The organism is Acidimicrobiia bacterium, from assembly GCA_029210695.1.
GTDB lineage: Bacteria > Actinomycetota > Acidimicrobiia > Spongiisociales > JAHEDJ01 > JAHEDJ01.
Genome location: JARGFH010000021.1, coordinates 28,537 through 43,714 on the forward strand (window position 1 = coordinate 28,537; position 15,178 = coordinate 43,714).

The window sequence follows — 15,178 nt, forward strand, 5'->3', positions numbered from 1 at the left end:
GATGCTGGAGACTTGCGGGTCACCATGGAATAGGCTTGCGTCAAGAGACTCCGGGAGGTACCACAGTGTTTGAACCGTTCGCCAATGAGCCTTACAGCGATTTCACCGTCGAGGAGAATGCCGCCGCCTATCGCCAAGCCATTGAGGGAGTGCGCGCCCGGCTGGGACGCCACTATCCGTTGATCGTCGGCGGCATCGGCGTCGACACCGAAGATCGTATCGAGAGCGTCAATCCGGCGAGGCCATCCGAACTCGTCGGGACTGTTGCGTCGGCTACCTCCGAAATCGCCGAACAGGCGATCGCGGCTGCGTGGGAGGCATTCCCGGCTTGGTCGGCGATGTCCGCAGAGGCTCGGGCCAGAACGGTCGTGAAGCTGGCTGCGATTCTCCGGCGGCGCAAGTACGAGCTGTCTGCCTGGCAGACCTTCGAAGCCTCGAAGAACTACCTCGAAGCCGAGGCAGACGTCGCAGAGGCGATCGACTTCTGTGACTACTACGCGCGGCAGGCCGTCGCCATAGCCGAACCCCTGCCGGTGCTGTCGTTTCCGAACGAAGACAACGAATCACATCTGGTTCCCCTCGGTGTCGGCGTGGTGATTCCGCCCTGGAACTTTCCGCTGGCGATCCTGGCCGGCATGACCATCGGGCCCGTGGCGGCCGGCAACACGGTTGTCGTCAAACCCGCCTCCACGACGCCGGTCATCGCCGCGCAATTCATGGCTGCCGTCGAAGAAGCAGGCTTCCCACCCGGAGTCATCAACTTCCTGCCAGGACCGGGCAGTCGGGTGGGTGACACGCTGGTCGACCATCCCCGTACCCGCTTCATCAACTTCACCGGCTCGAAGGAAATCGGGCTGCGGATCGCCGAACGTTCCGCCAAGGTCAATCCCGGGCAGCGTTGGCTGAAGCGTGCCTATATGGAGATGGGAGGCAAAGACGCACAGGTCGTTGACGAGACGGCCGATCTCGAGGCGGCGGCCAGAGCGGCGGTGGCCGGCGCGTTCGGGTTCCAGGGACAGAAGTGCTCCGCATGTTCGCGGCTCATCGTGGTCGACGACGTGTACGACGAGCTTCTCGACAAGGTGGTCGGGTACGCCTCCGAGCTGGTGGTCGGTCCGGCGGTCGACAACCGGCAGGTCACTGCGGTGATCAGCGCCGCCCAACATCGGACCATTCTCGATGAGATCGAAAAAGGCAAGCAGGAAGCGAAACTCGTGCTCGGGGGGTCGGCCATCGACCTGGATGGCGGCTACTACATCGAACCCACGATCTTCGCCGAGGTCGAGCCGAACGGTCGCCTTGCACAGTTCGAGATCTTCGGCCCGGTGCTCTCAGTCATACGCGCTCGCGATTTCGAGCATGCCGTTGAGATCGCCAACGGGACCGAGTACGGATTGACGGGCGGAGTGTTCACGAAACGGCGCGACCGGGTGGAGTATGCCCGCCGGACCTTCCACGTGGGCAATCTCTACATCAATCGAAAGATCACGGGCGCCCTCGTAGGGGTGCAGCCGTTCGGCGGGTTCAACATGTCCGGGTCGAATGCCAAGGCGGGGGGTCCCGGATACCTGCGCCTCTTCACGGAGATGAAATCGGTCACCGAACGCTGGTGAGACCGGCCGCGACCCTCGCCGTTGCCGCCGCGCTGGTGCTGGCCGCTTGTAGCGGCTCAGCCGTTCAATCGACGGTTCCGATGTCAACGACGATTGAGGTCGTCACGTCGACAACGATTGCGCGGTCGGCATCTTCGACTTCGACGACCTTCGCTCCGTCCCCGCCCGTTCCTGATCAACCGGCACCCGATCCCCTTCCTCCTGCCCCGGACCAGGTTCCGGCGACAGGTTCGACCGGAGTGGCGGTGGTGGCGGCGGGCGGCGCAACCTTGACCGGCGCCCCGGCGGGTGAGTTCCTGGTGCGGGCCAGGGAGGGACTGGTCATGGCCGTAGAAGGGCGGGAGGGCGACTGGTTTCGACTGCTGACGCCATGCGACACCGAGGCATGGGTCGAGGGGGGCGAGATCCGCTTTGTGCCTCGAGAGGCAGGCACCGCCGGCTCGATCGAAGGTGCCGTCATCGTCCTCGACCCCGGCCACGGTGGTCCGAACAGAGGAGCAACGGGCCCCACCGGCCTGGCCGAACCCGAGGTCAATCTCGATATTGCCCGGCGCGCCCGTGATCTTCTGCAGAGCAGCCACGATGTCGACTGGGTTACCGGGGCGGTCCTCCCCGGTGATGAGTACGGGCCGGCGGCGGCCGTCTGGCTGACCCGCACGGAAGGCCCCCCAGGTGCCGACTACGAGGTCGGGCTTACGTTCAGGGCTCGACTAGCGAGTGCGGCCGGAGCGGACGCTTTGATCTCAATCCACAACAACGCCGATCCAGATGGTCCCTACGACGGCCCCGGCAGCGAGGCGTTCTACTCCATCCAGGACCCGGAATCGCGGCGGCTGGCCGGGCTCGTCGTAGAAGAGTTCAGGCACGGGTTCTCGAGGTTTGATGTGGACTGGGTGGGGGACACCGATGCCGGAGCCAAATACCGGTTGAACAGTGCAGGCGACGACTACTACGGCGTTGTCAGGTTGTCGGGCGTGCCGGTCGTCATCGCAGAGGGTGCGTTCATCAGCAGTACTCAAGAAGAGGATCTCCTGAGAACGGCGACCTTCCGTCAGGCCTATGCCGAGGCCGTGTATCGCGCCGTCATCCGGTTCGTTTCGACAGATGATCCGGGGTCGGGATTCAGCGAGCCATACCCGCGTACCATTCCGGCCGGAAGCGGAGCACCTATGCCATCCTGCCAGGTGCCGGTCCAACCGTAACGCGAAACAGGGCGCACTCGAGGTGCGCCCTGTTGTCGAATCTGTTCAGCCGGCCGGCTGTTAGCCGTCGAGTTGATCCTTCACCTCATCGACCTTGGTTTCGGCCGATGCGGTTGCGCCTTCAGCGGCCTCGGTTGCCTTCGCAACGGTGTCGTCGCCCTCGCCGCGCATGTCGTCGATCTTGTCCTCGACCTTGTCCTTCACTTCCTCCGCGAAGTCCTTCGCCTTATCAAATGCGTCTCCGGCCGATTCTTTGGCCTTGTCGACCATCGGAGCAGCTTTCTCGCTGAGATCGCCGGCCGTCTCTTTGGCCTTGCCGAACAAACCCTTGAGGGTGTCCATGAAGCTCATTCTTTTTCCTTCCCTTGTTGCGTTTTGACAACCCTATTGAACCACACGCTGGGGTTCGCTGCGCTGCCCAGGATCATCGAAGTCGTGCCAGGGTCGGGCGGCCTTCAGTATTTGTACCGGTCGGCGATTCTGCCGTCCGGATCGAGCAAGAAGGCGACGTCTCCACCGTTGTTCCACACCGGGCCGCCAGAGCACCAGTGCAGCAGACGCCTTTCGTCCGTACCGCACCCGGTCGAGATTCGCAGGGAATCTCCCGGCTCGAGTGACGTCCCGACCGGGAAGGTGAAGCGGTGAACCGACTCAGCATCCCTCAGCGACCAACCCGTCAGCAACTGCGTTTCGAGCCCGCCGTTCGTGATCTCTACCCATTCGCCGTTCAAGTTCTCATCATCCGGACCCGGCGCGTCGGCTTGTACGAAGTCGATCTGGAGATCACTGTGAACTGCGCACGTGCTGTTTGCCCACATGCCCCGTCCGGTCTCCCGAGCGAGGTCCTCCGCGGCATCGAAATCCCCCTGTCGGGAGGTATTCGGCTCATACGACCGAGCCATGGCGAACCCCCCGGCAACCAGATCCTCGTTGATCAGTGAGCCATCGAGGTACACGTAGCGGAGCATGCGTCCGTATTGATCCTCGGTCTCGACGTCGGCGACCAGCACCACCGGCCGATCGAACACCAGGGATTCGAGCCTGGCCTTCGATTCCACGCCGAAACACTCGTCGAGCTCTGGAGCATTGATGCCGATGAGGCGGACCTTCTCCTCGATACCGTCGACCTCTACAACCAGGCTGTCACCGTCGCCGACGTGGACGACCACCCCGGCTTGCCCGGCCGCAGGCGGACCTGGATCGTTGCCGGCGAGGTCGGCACAGGCGGCGACGAGGAAGACCAGGGGGAGGAGGAGGAGGCGGCGCACCCGGGCATGTTAGGAGCGAGCGGAGGCTGCGGCTCTCGTTGATTTCTGATCCGTGTAACGCATCCGCAGTGGAGGGCGGTTACGCTCGATGGCATGACAACTGATGCCCTTGCCTTCCGCTCCGTTGGGAGCGGGCCACTTGCTCTGTTCATTCATGGGTTTCCTATGGACCATCGTCTGTGGGATCAGGTGACCGCCCACCTGGGCGGCCTGCGCCGATGCGTAGCAATCGATCTGCCGGGGTGCGGTGCTTCGACCGCCGAGGGGGCGGAATCGATCGACCAGATCTCTGAGCGAGTTGCCGGGCTCATCGCGTCGCTCGGAGGAGAAGCCGACGTCGTCGGGTATTCCATGGGAGGTTACGTTCTTCTGGCGCTCTACGAGCGGCATCCGGAGTTGGTCCGTTCGCTCGTGTTGATGGACACCCGGACTGAGGCAGATTCAGACGAGGGCAGGGCGGGGAGGATGGCCCTCATCGAACAGGTCGATGCGACCGGTGTCGGCCGGCTCGCCGACACGTTGGCGGGTGCTTTGCCTTCGCCCGGAGCCGCGCCGTGGGTGAAGAGGCGGATCAGGTCGATGGCCCTGGATTCCGCACCAGATGGAGTGATCGCCGCCCTCCGGGCCATGGCGAGCCGCCCGGATCGCACGGAGCTGCTGGCCTCCATTGCAGTTCCTGCGCTGGTCGTGGTCGGAAGTGAGGACACGCTGACCCCTCCAGACGGAGCTCGCCAGATGGCAACAGCTATTCCCGGGGCCACATTTGCGGAGATCCCGGGGGCGGGGCACGTTCCCCCGCTGGAACGACCTTCGGCGGTCGTCGAGGCGTTGAAACGATTCTGGAGCTGAATAGGTTCTAGGTTCTGAGCCCCTGCAGGATGGCTGTGTGAGCCGATCACTAGATGCCGGCGGCGGCCGCCACCTTCCGCGCCGCGATGTTGACCGGATCCCACACCCCCGAGAACGGCGGCGAGTACGACAGGTCCGCCATGGCCAGATCACCGGCCGTCATGCCACCCCATAGGGCAGCAGCCACGGTGTCGATCCGCTTGCCTGCACCGGGTCCACCGATGATCTGCGCACCAAGCAGTCTGGTGGTACCGCGCTCTGCCACCATCTTGATCCGCATCGGAGATGACCCCGGCCAGTAATGGGCTGCCGTGCTGCTCCCGACCTCGGCAGCTGCGTACTTGATTCCGGCCGCTTCTGCTTCGAACTCCGTCAAACCGGTGCGAGCGATCTCGAAGTCGTGGACCTTGGTGATGGCGGTCCCCAGCACACCCGGGAAAGTGGCATCGCCCCCGCCGAGGTTGATGCCGGCCACCCGGCCGGCTTTATTGGCGACCGTGCCGAGATGGAGATTGATGGGTTGGCCCGTGATGCGATGCATGGCGTCTGCGCAGTCGCCGGCCGACCAGACTCCATCGATGGAGGTGCGCTGTCGCTCGTCGACGGTGACGGCGCCCGACGCGCCGAGCGGGATGCCGGCTTCGGCGGCCAGGCGCGTGGCGGGCCGGCTGCCGAGGGCCAGCACGACGATGTCCGCATTGATGCTCTGGTCCGCGCATCCGACCCCGACCACCTTGCCGGCGCGACCTTCTAGACATTCCACCTTGTGCTCGGTGATGAGGTCGATGCCCATCTCCTGGATGCGATCACCGACTTTGGCGGCCATGTCGGGATCGAAGGTCCGCTCGAGCACGGTCGGCATCATGGTGACGATGGTTGTGTCCAGCCCGAGGGTGTGCATAGCCTCTGCGACCTCGAGGCCGATGTAGCCCCCGCCCACGACCACTGCCGTGCGGGCACCGCCGGTTGCCACCGCACGAAGTGCGCGTGCGTCGTCGAGTGTCCGCAGTTCGTGCACGCCCTCGAGATCCATGCCGTCGATGGGCGGGCGCAGAGATTGCGCGCCGGTCGCGTACAGCAATTGGTCGTAGCCGATCGTCTCCTCAGAGCCGTCCACGTGATTCCGAAACGTCACCAGTCCCTTGTCGGTGTCGATCCCGGTCGCCTCGTGGCGGATCCTGGCATCGATCGACACCTTCCAGAATTGCTCAGGGGTCCGTACCTGAAGGTCGTCGAAGTCCTCGACCTCGCCTGAGACGAAGTACGGCTCACCACAGGCCGAATAGCTGACGTAGTTGCCCATTTCGAGCACGATGATCTCGAGATCATCCGGTCGTTGACGGCGGCGGGCCTGGCTGGCGGCGGACATGCCGGCTGCGTCGCCGCCGATCACTACGAGGCGCTGGGGCATAACGATCCTTTCAGTTAGAGGAGCGCTCGGATCGGAGTCGCCTGAGCTCCTCTCGTTCGGCGACCAAGCGCCGGTGCCGGCGCCGCCAGAAGAACCCGACCGCCTCATCGATGAGTACGGCAACGAACACCGTCGCCAGAATGATGGCGACAAGCGGAGCCCGGCCGGTCCAGCCGAGGTAGTTGAGCCGCACGTTCTGCGTGTTTTGGGCCGCCAGGATTGTGATGGCGGCAATGAGGATCAGACCGGCAATCAGACTCCAGCGTATGCCCGTTCCGTCCTGGCGGAGACCCGGAGGCTCTTTGCCTGTGTGAACCTCCTCGGGGACCGGCTCTTCTTTGCTCAGGGTGAAGTCATCCCAGTTGTCTGAGTCCTTGCTCATGTTTCGCCCTCCCGGTTATTGCCCAGCAAACGCCGATCCGCTTCGATCGCCACCCTGCGGCCCTCTTCAACATCAACTCGTTGCAGCAGAACGATACCAACGGCAAAGAAGGCAACCAGACTGAGGACGGCGGGGCGGCTGTTGCCGAAGACGGCAACAGCTCCGGCGAAAATCACGGGACCGACGATCGATGAGAACTTCGACATGACTGAGAAGAACCCGAAGAACTCGCCGCTGACCGACGTCGGCGACATCGATGAGTAGAGGCTGCGGCTGAGGGCCTGGCTCCCACCTTGAACGACGGCTACCAACCAGGCGAGATACCAGAATTCGATTACCGCGTCGAGGAAGAACCCCCACACGGCAATGAAGGCGTAGGCGATGAGCGCCAGGATGATGGCCCGCTTGGTGGTCATTGCGTCCGCAGCGGCGCCGAACAACTGTTTGCCGAACAGGGCAGACAGCGCCAACCCGATGATCTCGACGATCAGCAGGCTCGCCAGGATCGTTCCGAGGTTGCTGGCGCGGATTGGCGGGAGGACTTCGATTTCCCCGATCGCAATTACGCCTCCGCCGTTTCGGACGGTCAGGGTGTGGGCCCCGGGGGCTCCGGCGTCGATGGTCGTGCGCACTCCGTACCGGAGCGTGTCGTTGCCTGCATCGATCTCGACCGGTTCGCCGTCTTCGATCAGAGGGCTTCCATCGACCTCGACCGTCCAGGTCCCGTGGTCGGGTCCTGCACTGTGGGTGATCTCGACCTGCCGGCCGTTGTATTCGAGTTGCACCGCAGCCGGACCTGAGGCGGTCGAATGGGCGATGGGGTCGGCAGTGGTCAGGACAATCAACTGACCGAGTGCTGCGACTAGCAACCCGACGAGTCCGGCGGTTCCAATGCTGATGGCCATCCAGGGTGTTGATTTGGAGCCGGCCCGCTTATGCCGGCGTGCCACGACCCAGGCCACCACGAGACCCGTGAGGGCTACGGCGAGAACCACCGGAGCAACCGCAGCCGCCGCGTCGCTGATCCCACCTGTTTGCTCGGCGACGGTGGCGGCGGTGATGGTGCTCCACGCTCCTGATAGCTCCACGGCCGGGTCCGTGATGGCGTAGATCCCTTCGCCGACCATTCCACCGCTCGCCACAAACGGAGCGGGGGCCGCTCCGACGGTGTCGGCCGGCATCGCCCGTGCACCGATGATGCCCACCAGCGGCAGGGCAACGATGTTGAAAACGATGAAGGCAAGGTAGATCGCCCGGTTCGGGTCGGCGGACCTCGGTATTCGGCCGAAGACGAGGCTGAAGGGGATGCCGACGAATTGAACGAGCAGGATCGCCAGGATCAACTCGGTGGTGCCGAAGCCGAGTTCCGCCCCGTAGATGACCGCCACACCGATGATCGTGCCTATTCCGTCGTTGTAGATGAGGAAAGCGATTAGGTACTTGAAGAGTTCCTTGTACCGGCGGAGGTTCTGCAGCGTTTCGCCGAGGCGAGCAAAGCTGACCCGGATGACGGTTTCGCCGGGTCGCAGGTCGCCCCCGGCAGCCGGCGGCTCGGGGACTCGACGGAGGATTGGAATCGAGAAAACGGCCCACCAGATCGCCACCGACAGGAACGACAGGCGGGCGCCCGTCTCCGACCCGATGATGAAGATCATCGCAACGTTGACCGCCAGCAGGAGGCCGCCACCTAGGTACCCGATTGCGTAGCCCCGTGCCGACACTGAATCCTGATCTTCGGGGCGAGCGACGTGTGGAAGGAGGGAGTCGTAGAACACATTGGCGGCCGCGAACCCGACCCGCCCGACTATGAAGAAAACGGAAGCGAGCAACCAGTCACCGGTGCTGACGAGAACCAGGAGGCCGGTGCCGAGAACGCCAACACCAACGAAGATCGAAAGGAGCTTTTTCTTTCCGCGTATGACATCGGCGATGGTGCCGAGGACGGGAGAAATCAGGGCAACGATGATCAGCGAGATACTCAGAGTCGTGGTCCAGTAGGCCGTGGCCACGGCTGCGCTTGGCAGCGTCGCACCTGCCACTTCGCTGTAGTAGGCCGGGAGCACTGCGGCGAGGATCGTCGTGGCAAACGCCGAGTTGGCCCAGTCGTACATCGTCCAGGCTCGGATACGTCTCTTGTATGTCGCTTCGTCGACCGGCTGGGTGCTCATCGTTCCCCCGGTTTGCAGGTAATCGTGGTCGTGACTCGCAGGGCAGCGCGTCGCCGCCACCCCTGAGCCGCCCGACTAGGGCCGGGTCTCACACCGCATCCAGCGCTTGGCCGATATCCAGAATCAGATCATCCGGGTGCTCGACGCCGATCGAGATCCGGACCAGCCCTTCTGTGACACCCAGGCGGTCCTTCTCCTCGCGTTCCACGTCGGCGTGGGTCATGCTGGCCGGGTGCTCTGCCAGTGATTCGGTCCCGCCGAGCGAAACTGCTAGATGCACCATCTTGAGCGCGTTGAGGAAGCGGAAGGCCGCCGGTTCTCCGCCGGGGATCTCGAAGGCGATCATCGACCCGGAGCCGAGACACTGGCGCTTGAACAGCTCGAACTGTGGGTGGCCCGCGTCGAGATGGCCGAGGTAGTGGAGATTCGAAACTTTGTCGTGGTCGCGAAGGAACTCGGCGACCCGGGCGGCATTGGCAGCCTGGCGGGTCATCCGTAGGTTCAACGTCTCGAGGCTGCGGAGGAGGAGCCAGCCCGTCCAGGGGCCGACCATGGTTCCGAGAAATGTGCGCATCGCCCTCACCGGAGCCATCATCTCTTCCGAGCCGAGGGCGGCTCCGGCGATCAAATCGGAATGCCCCCCGATGAACTTGGTGGCCGAGTAGATGACGATGTCTGCTCCGTGGTCCAGCGGCCGCTGGAACACCGGTCCCAGAAAGGTGTTGTCGACGGCGACCGGGACCTTGTGATCGTCTGTCGAGTGCCTGCGGGCGAGTTCGACCCCCATCGCGATGTCGATCAGGTCGTTGGTGGGGTTGGCCGGTGTCTCGATCAGAATGAGCCCGATCCGCCGACCGGGGGCGTCGCGTGTGAGGCGAGCTTCGATGGAGTCGATGGTATCCCGGCATTCGAATTCGATCGGCGTGATACCGAACTCCGGGAGCACGAAGTTGGCCAGGTGGTCGGTGCCACCATAAATCGGACGGCTGTAGAGGAGCACGTCGCCGGGCCGCAAATATGCCCACATCGTTGTGCTGATCGCCGCCATCCCCGACTTGAAGGCGGCGGCTGCCTCGGCCCCGTCCCACACCGACAGGCGGTCTTCGAGGATTTCCAGGTCGGGATTGTTGAGGCGGCTGTATATGAGCCCTATACCCTCGCCCTCGTTTGCTTTGCGCAGACCGTAGGCGACTTCGAAGAAAGCCTTGCCTTCCTCGGCCGTCTTGAATACGAACGTGGAGGTCTGAAAGATCGGGCTCTTGAGCGAACCTTCCGACCACTCCGGCTTGTACCCGTACCCCAACATGAGGCTTTCAGGGTGCAGCTTTCGACCTTCGATCGAATCGTCCCATTTCGCACACATTGGCCGACGCTCCTGATGGATGACGTACGTATAGCCTACCGGTTTGGCCGGAGCCGCGGCCGGACCGGTACCCCACAGAGCGTGACATATGACTATGACTACCACTACCGTGTTAACTAGCCAATCAGGGACGCGGCTATGAGGTTTTCGGGGCAGAGGTCGAGTGTGGTTGCGCGCTGTGCGCGCGTTTCCGGTATCCCGGGGCTCCGGCTGCGTTTCCGGGTTTGGACACCGCGATGAACCGTGTGGGAGCGGATTTCCGTCTGCTGCTCGTTGAGGACAGTCGCGCCGATGCGCACCTCGTGCAGCTGATGCTCGACGGAGCCGAGCCTTCATCGTGGGTCATGACCCACGTGTCGACCCTGGCCGATGCCAGGAGTGCGTTGCGCAACCACCTCTTCGACTGCATTCTGCTGGATCTCACCCTCCCCGATGCCGATCGGCTCGAGGGCCTCGAGCAAGTGCGGGCTCTGGCCCCTTCTGTTCCGGTCGTCGTGCTGACCGGCCACGATGACGAGGAACTCGCACTCACGGCGTTGCACGAGGGTGCGCAGGACTACCTGATCAAAGGCCAGGTCGACGGAGCTCTCCTCGTTCGTGCGATTCGGTATTCGGTCGAACGACAGCGAGCGGAACTCGAACTCGCCTTCCAGTCCACCCACGACGTACTCACCGGATTACCGAACCGCATTCTCTTCATCGACCGGCTCGGGCTCGGACTGGCACGGATGAGGCGCAAGCCATCCATGCTGGCCGTGATGTTCCTCGACATCGATGGATTCAAATTCATCAACGACAGCCTCGGCCACGACACAGGGGATGATTTGCTCCGCGCAGTAGCCGAACGTATCCGCGAAGCCCTCCGGCCGGGGGACACGGTTGCGCGGTTTGGCGGCGATGAGTTCACCATCCTCTCGGAGGAGATCGGTGATGCGTCCGAGGCCATCCGGATTGCCGACCGGTTGCGGGCAACCCTGCAATCGCCGTTCTTGCTCGACGGACAGGAGTTCTTCGTGACCGCCTCCATCGGCATCGTGCTGGCCGATGATCCCGACGACCGACCAGAAGATCTGCTCCGCGACGCAGACGCGGCGATGTACCAGGCGAAGGACCGTGGCAAGGCGCGCTATGAGCTCTTCGATGAGGTGATGCGCGTTCGGGTTGCCCGGCGAATCGAGACCGAAACAGGGCTTCATCGGGCGATCGAGAATGGTGAGTTCACGCTCCTGTATCAACCCGAGATCGAGCTGACCACGGGTCGGGTGGTCGGAGTAGAGGCCCTCGTGTCGTGGCAACACGCCAGCCGTGGATTGGTCGGTCCGAGTGAGTTCATTCCTGTTGCCGAGGAGACCGGGTTGATCGTGCCGATCGGGTCGTGGGTTCTCGAAGAAGCCTGCAGGCAGGGAGCGGCGTGGCGCAGTCGTATGGGTCCCGCCGGCCCGTTCATGATGTCGGTGAACCTCTCCGCCCGGCAACTCCTCCAACCGGGTCTGGCTGCCTTCGTTCATTCCACGCTCGAAAGCACCGGCCTGGCTCCGAGTGATCTGGTTCTGGAGGTCACCGAGACGGTTCTGATCGACGATGCAGACCACGCCACCAGAGTCCTCAACGAATTGAGGGCCGTGGGGGTGCGGGTCAGCATCGACGACTTCGGAACCGGCTACGCCTCGCTGACCTATCTGCGCCGGCTTCCGGTCGACATCTTGAAGGTGGATCAAACGTTTGTGAGGGGCCTGGTCGGCGAGGGGGTCGACACCGGAATTGTCCAGACCATCGTCGACCTGGGAGCGCGACTGGGTCTGACCATCATTGCCGAGGGCGTCGAGCTCGAGATCCAGGCCGAGTGGCTCAAGAAGCTGGGTTGTCGGATCGCGCAGGGCTTCTACTTCAGCGTGCCGGCTACCGCCGGCGAACTAGAGGAGAAACTACTGGCGCCCGGCGACATCTCGGAGATGCAATCGCAGGGGAGGCTCGGGTTCTGATTACGCCGGTGGGCTCCTCCGTGCGGCGGTCTGGACGTCTTTGACTTGATTCCCGGTGTGGTCTAGATCGCACTAGTTTTCCCCCATGCGCTGGTTGATCGTTCTTTCATTGGTGGTCGCCGCCTGCTCCGGTCCGGGGCAAGAGGCCATCGTCATTGACACCACCGCACCGGGAGCGGCTACCGGCGTTGCCGGACCTACGCCGGCGACGGCGACCGGAGGCTCTACGACTACCACTCAACCTGCGCCGGATACCACAACCGTCACCGGTGTCTCCTCGGATCCGCTGCTGGGTCTTGCATATGAGGAAGTCGCCGCCAATCTGGGCTTCCCGGTCTTTGTCGACGCCCCCACGGATGATCCGCGGCTGTTCATCGTTTCCAAAGATGGTTACATATGGGTCTGGCGGTCGGGCGCCATCCTCGAGGATCCGTTCCTCGATATCTCGGATCTTGTGCGCGATGAGGGCGAGCAGGGACTGCTCGGGCTTGCCTTCGATCCTTCCTTCGCAGACACCGGGCGGTTCTTTGTCCACTACTCCGACGCCCGGGGTGACACCGTGCTCGCCTCGTACCACGTCTCTGCGGATCCCGACCGCGCCGACCCTGCCTCGGGCGAGATCCTGTTTGAAGCCGACCAGCCGGCCTCCAACCACAACGGTGGAATGCTGACGTTCGGGCCCGGCGGGTTTCTATATCTGGCACTTGGCGACGGCGGCCGCTCCAACGACGCGTTTGGAAACGGTCAGCGGAGCGACACCGTTTTCGGGGCGATCCTCCGCTTCGAAGTCGACCCGTTCGGACCCGCCCCCGGCAACCAGTTCGATGAGGTGTGGTCGTACGGGCTCCGCAACCCGTGGCGCTTTTCCTTCGACACCGACCTGATCTACATCGCAGACGTCGGTCAGAACACCTATGAGGAGATCGACGTTGCACCGGCATCACGGCAGGGCCTCAACTTCGGCTGGCCGCTCACGGAAGGGCTGCACTGCTTTGCCCCTCCGAGCGGATGCGACGTAGATGGTCTCACGCTGCCGGTCCTCGAGGTGACCCACGGTGACGGTGGAGCATGCTCCATCACCGGTGGGTACGTGTACCGCGGCAGTGAGATCCCGGAACTCACCGGTCACTATTTCTACTCGGACTACTGCGGCGGATGGCTGCGCAGTTTCGTCTGGGATGGATCGGCGGTCACGCAACCGACAGACTGGACGGACGACCTTGGGACCCTCGGCGCGGTGACTTCGTTCGGTACGGATGCCTTCGGTGAGCTCTACGTGACGGCAGGCAAATCGGTCTACAAGATCGTCCCGGTCCGTTGATCCTCAACCGTTCCGCGCCAGGCCAGGCTCGGATCGGCTCCGGAGGGAGGCCAGTAGCGGTCGCGCCGGTATGCCCAGTACTCGAAGGGGTTGTCGTAGTAAGCGATCGTGAAGATCGCCTTTGCAACTGAGCGTTTGGTCAAGAGGCCAACGAGCAGACCGCCGACCGCGCCAACAACTGCCCACCCCCCGTACAGCGCGGGAAACAGCGGGCCGAACCAGCGGTGCTGCCACACGTGCAACATCTCATGGCGATCGATGAGGAGGCGCCGGCGCGGTCCGCTTGCCCCGTCGAGTCCGTTGAGCCCATCTGCGTTGGTGATCACATTGCCGACGGTGGTCGCAAAGCTCCGCTTGAGTCGATAGCCGCCCTCGTAAACGTGGCGGCCGCGCCTCCGGCTGAGATCCTTCCGGTAGTTCCCGGAAGGCAGCACCCTCTGGACTAGGTGCAGCACCAGGGAACCTGCGGTTCCGATCAACCCCCAGGATGAGTCGAGGGCATACCCGCCCCATCCGCCTGCGGTCCGCCAATCGTAGATTGCCCGGCTGCCGGAGATGAGGCCGTTGAGCCCTCCGATCACCGCCGTTGCCGGCGCCAGGCCGAGCGGAAGGCCGGCGATCCAGGCGAGTCCGGCTCCGCCTGCCCCGGTCAGAATCGCTTCGAGCCAAGGCACTAGAGGAGGCCCTTGTGGGCCAGCGACAGCACATCCATCGTTCCGGCGATGGTGATGTGGAGTGCAGCCCCCCACCAGACCGAGCGCGTCTTCAGGCTCATCGTTCCCAGGATCGTGCCTCCGAAGATCGCGCCGATGGCTTCCAGGAGCGGCTTGCGAAAGTGGATCATCGTGTAGGGGACAACCATGATGATCACGGCCATGTAGCCGAACCGATGCTTGAGTCCGTGCACCATGAATCCGCGAAAGAAAAACTCGAGTGCGATGAACTGCAGAGCGTAAAGGAGCCACCAGATCCACAAATAGGGCCAGAAGGGCTCTCCTGGTGCCAGATCGTAGAACGGGTACTTCGCCTGAAATGCCCCGGTGAACGAAACCGCCACGATGATGGGGATGCTGAAGGCCAGGAGGCCGAGGTAGACGGGAGCGTGTTTGATCGAACGGGCAGCGCCGAAGTCGGCCGGTCGGCCGCGCAGCCCGTATCGAATCGCCACGAGGGGAAGGGCGACGTACGCCGAGATCTGAATCACTGCCCACCAGGCGAGCCGGTTGAACCCGGCAGTTCCCGATGTCGTGAAGGCCGCGGTCGGGCCGTCAACGCCGATGCTTCCGGCCAGTCCGGCCATCCACTGCCAATCGGTGCCGAAGTTGGTGATCATCAGCACAACCACGGACGTGATGAGCACGATCGTTGCCCGGCGGTCGGCGTCGACCGAAGGCGTATTGATCCGGTAGACGTCGGACGCCCCATCGGTTTCCCGGCGGGTCGCCGTGACGTAGGTGTGCCACATGGTTCGGGCTCTGGTCGGTGCCGTGATCTGCATCGGTGGGGGAGGGTAGTGAGCCGTTGCCGCCGGGTGCGGAATGCGCTCGGCCGTCGGAGCTCAGAACGCGGAACCTGGCACTTGGATATTGCGTGTCTCGCCCGCTTGCTACGCTCCGCGT

13 protein-coding genes are annotated in these 15,178 nt (G+C 63.6%); 5 read left to right on the forward strand and 8 right to left on the reverse strand.

Features of this window, described 5'->3' with window-relative positions:
• Positions 1–65 precede the first annotated feature (65 nt).
• Together pruA and P1T08_08590 are read left to right on the forward strand one after the other, a co-directional pair.
• The gene (pruA, locus tag P1T08_08585) at positions 66–1,613 is read left to right on the forward strand and encodes an L-glutamate gamma-semialdehyde dehydrogenase (GenBank protein ID MDF1596139.1); all 1,548 of its coding nucleotides are present in this window, start codon (positions 66–68) and stop codon (positions 1,611–1,613) included.
• Positions 1,610–2,815: an N-acetylmuramoyl-L-alanine amidase gene (locus tag P1T08_08590; GenBank protein ID MDF1596140.1), complete on the forward strand. Its 1,206-nt coding sequence runs from the start codon at positions 1,610–1,612 to the stop codon at positions 2,813–2,815. Before pruA ends, P1T08_08590 begins: the two co-directional genes overlap by 4 nt.
• Before the next feature lie 60 nt (positions 2,816–2,875).
• On the opposite strand, the gene P1T08_08595 is transcribed toward P1T08_08590, so the two are convergent.
• Together P1T08_08595 and P1T08_08600 are read right to left on the reverse strand one after the other, a co-directional pair.
• Positions 2,876–3,166 carry a YtxH domain-containing protein gene (locus P1T08_08595; protein ID MDF1596141.1) on the reverse strand — a complete coding sequence of 97 codons (291 nt, stop codon included), beginning with the start codon at positions 3,164–3,166 and terminating at the stop codon, positions 2,876–2,878.
• A 104-nt stretch (positions 3,167–3,270) separates the two neighbouring features.
• The gene (locus P1T08_08600) at positions 3,271–4,083 is read right to left on the reverse strand and encodes a lamin tail domain-containing protein (GenBank protein MDF1596142.1); all 813 of its coding nucleotides are present in this window, start codon (positions 4,081–4,083) and stop codon (positions 3,271–3,273) included.
• A gap of 93 nt (positions 4,084–4,176) precedes the next feature.
• Between P1T08_08600 and P1T08_08605 the strand changes: the two genes are divergently transcribed.
• The gene (locus tag P1T08_08605) at positions 4,177–4,932 is read left to right on the forward strand and encodes an alpha/beta fold hydrolase (GenBank protein ID MDF1596143.1); all 756 of its coding nucleotides are present in this window, start codon (positions 4,177–4,179) and stop codon (positions 4,930–4,932) included.
• A 49-nt stretch (positions 4,933–4,981) separates the two neighbouring features.
• Here the strand turns inward: P1T08_08605 and P1T08_08610 are convergent, their stop codons facing one another.
• From P1T08_08610 to P1T08_08625, 4 genes are all read right to left on the reverse strand, one after another.
• Positions 4,982–6,343, reverse strand: a complete 1,362-nt coding sequence (locus P1T08_08610; GenBank protein MDF1596144.1) for an FAD-dependent oxidoreductase — start codon at positions 6,341–6,343, stop codon at positions 4,982–4,984.
• A gap of 10 nt (positions 6,344–6,353) precedes the next feature.
• On the reverse strand, positions 6,354–6,725 hold the full coding sequence (locus tag P1T08_08615; GenBank protein ID MDF1596145.1) for a lipopolysaccharide assembly protein LapA domain-containing protein: 372 nt from the start codon (positions 6,723–6,725) through the stop codon (positions 6,354–6,356).
• Positions 6,722–8,893 (reverse strand): MFS transporter, encoded by a 2,172-nt coding sequence (locus tag P1T08_08620; GenBank protein ID MDF1596146.1) that lies wholly within the window; start codon positions 8,891–8,893, stop codon positions 6,722–6,724. The genes P1T08_08615 and P1T08_08620 overlap by 4 nt, the downstream gene beginning before the upstream one ends.
• A gap of 88 nt (positions 8,894–8,981) precedes the next feature.
• The gene (locus P1T08_08625; GenBank protein ID MDF1596147.1) at positions 8,982–10,256 is read right to left on the reverse strand and encodes a cystathionine gamma-synthase family protein; all 1,275 of its coding nucleotides are present in this window, start codon (positions 10,254–10,256) and stop codon (positions 8,982–8,984) included.
• Positions 10,257–10,492: 236 nt separating this feature from the next.
• On the opposite strand from P1T08_08625, the gene P1T08_08630 reads away from it, so the two are divergent.
• Both P1T08_08630 and P1T08_08635 read left to right on the forward strand, forming a co-directional pair.
• Entirely contained in the window at positions 10,493–12,238 is a 1,746-nt protein-coding gene (locus tag P1T08_08630; GenBank protein MDF1596148.1) for an EAL domain-containing protein, read from the forward strand.
• 85 nt (positions 12,239–12,323) lie between these two features.
• Positions 12,324–13,559: a PQQ-dependent sugar dehydrogenase gene (locus P1T08_08635; protein ID MDF1596149.1), complete on the forward strand. Its 1,236-nt coding sequence runs from the start codon at positions 12,324–12,326 to the stop codon at positions 13,557–13,559.
• Here the strand turns inward: P1T08_08635 and P1T08_08640 are convergent.
• Positions 13,535–14,233, reverse strand: a complete 699-nt coding sequence (locus tag P1T08_08640) for a hypothetical protein (GenBank protein MDF1596150.1) — start codon at positions 14,231–14,233, stop codon at positions 13,535–13,537. The two genes, P1T08_08635 and P1T08_08640, sit on opposite strands and share 25 nt — an antisense overlap.
• Positions 14,233–15,057 (reverse strand): CPBP family intramembrane metalloprotease, encoded by an 825-nt coding sequence (locus P1T08_08645; protein ID MDF1596151.1) that lies wholly within the window; start codon positions 15,055–15,057, stop codon positions 14,233–14,235. Before P1T08_08645 ends, P1T08_08640 begins: the two co-directional genes overlap by 1 nt.
• Between the last annotated feature and the right edge of the window lie 121 nt (positions 15,058–15,178).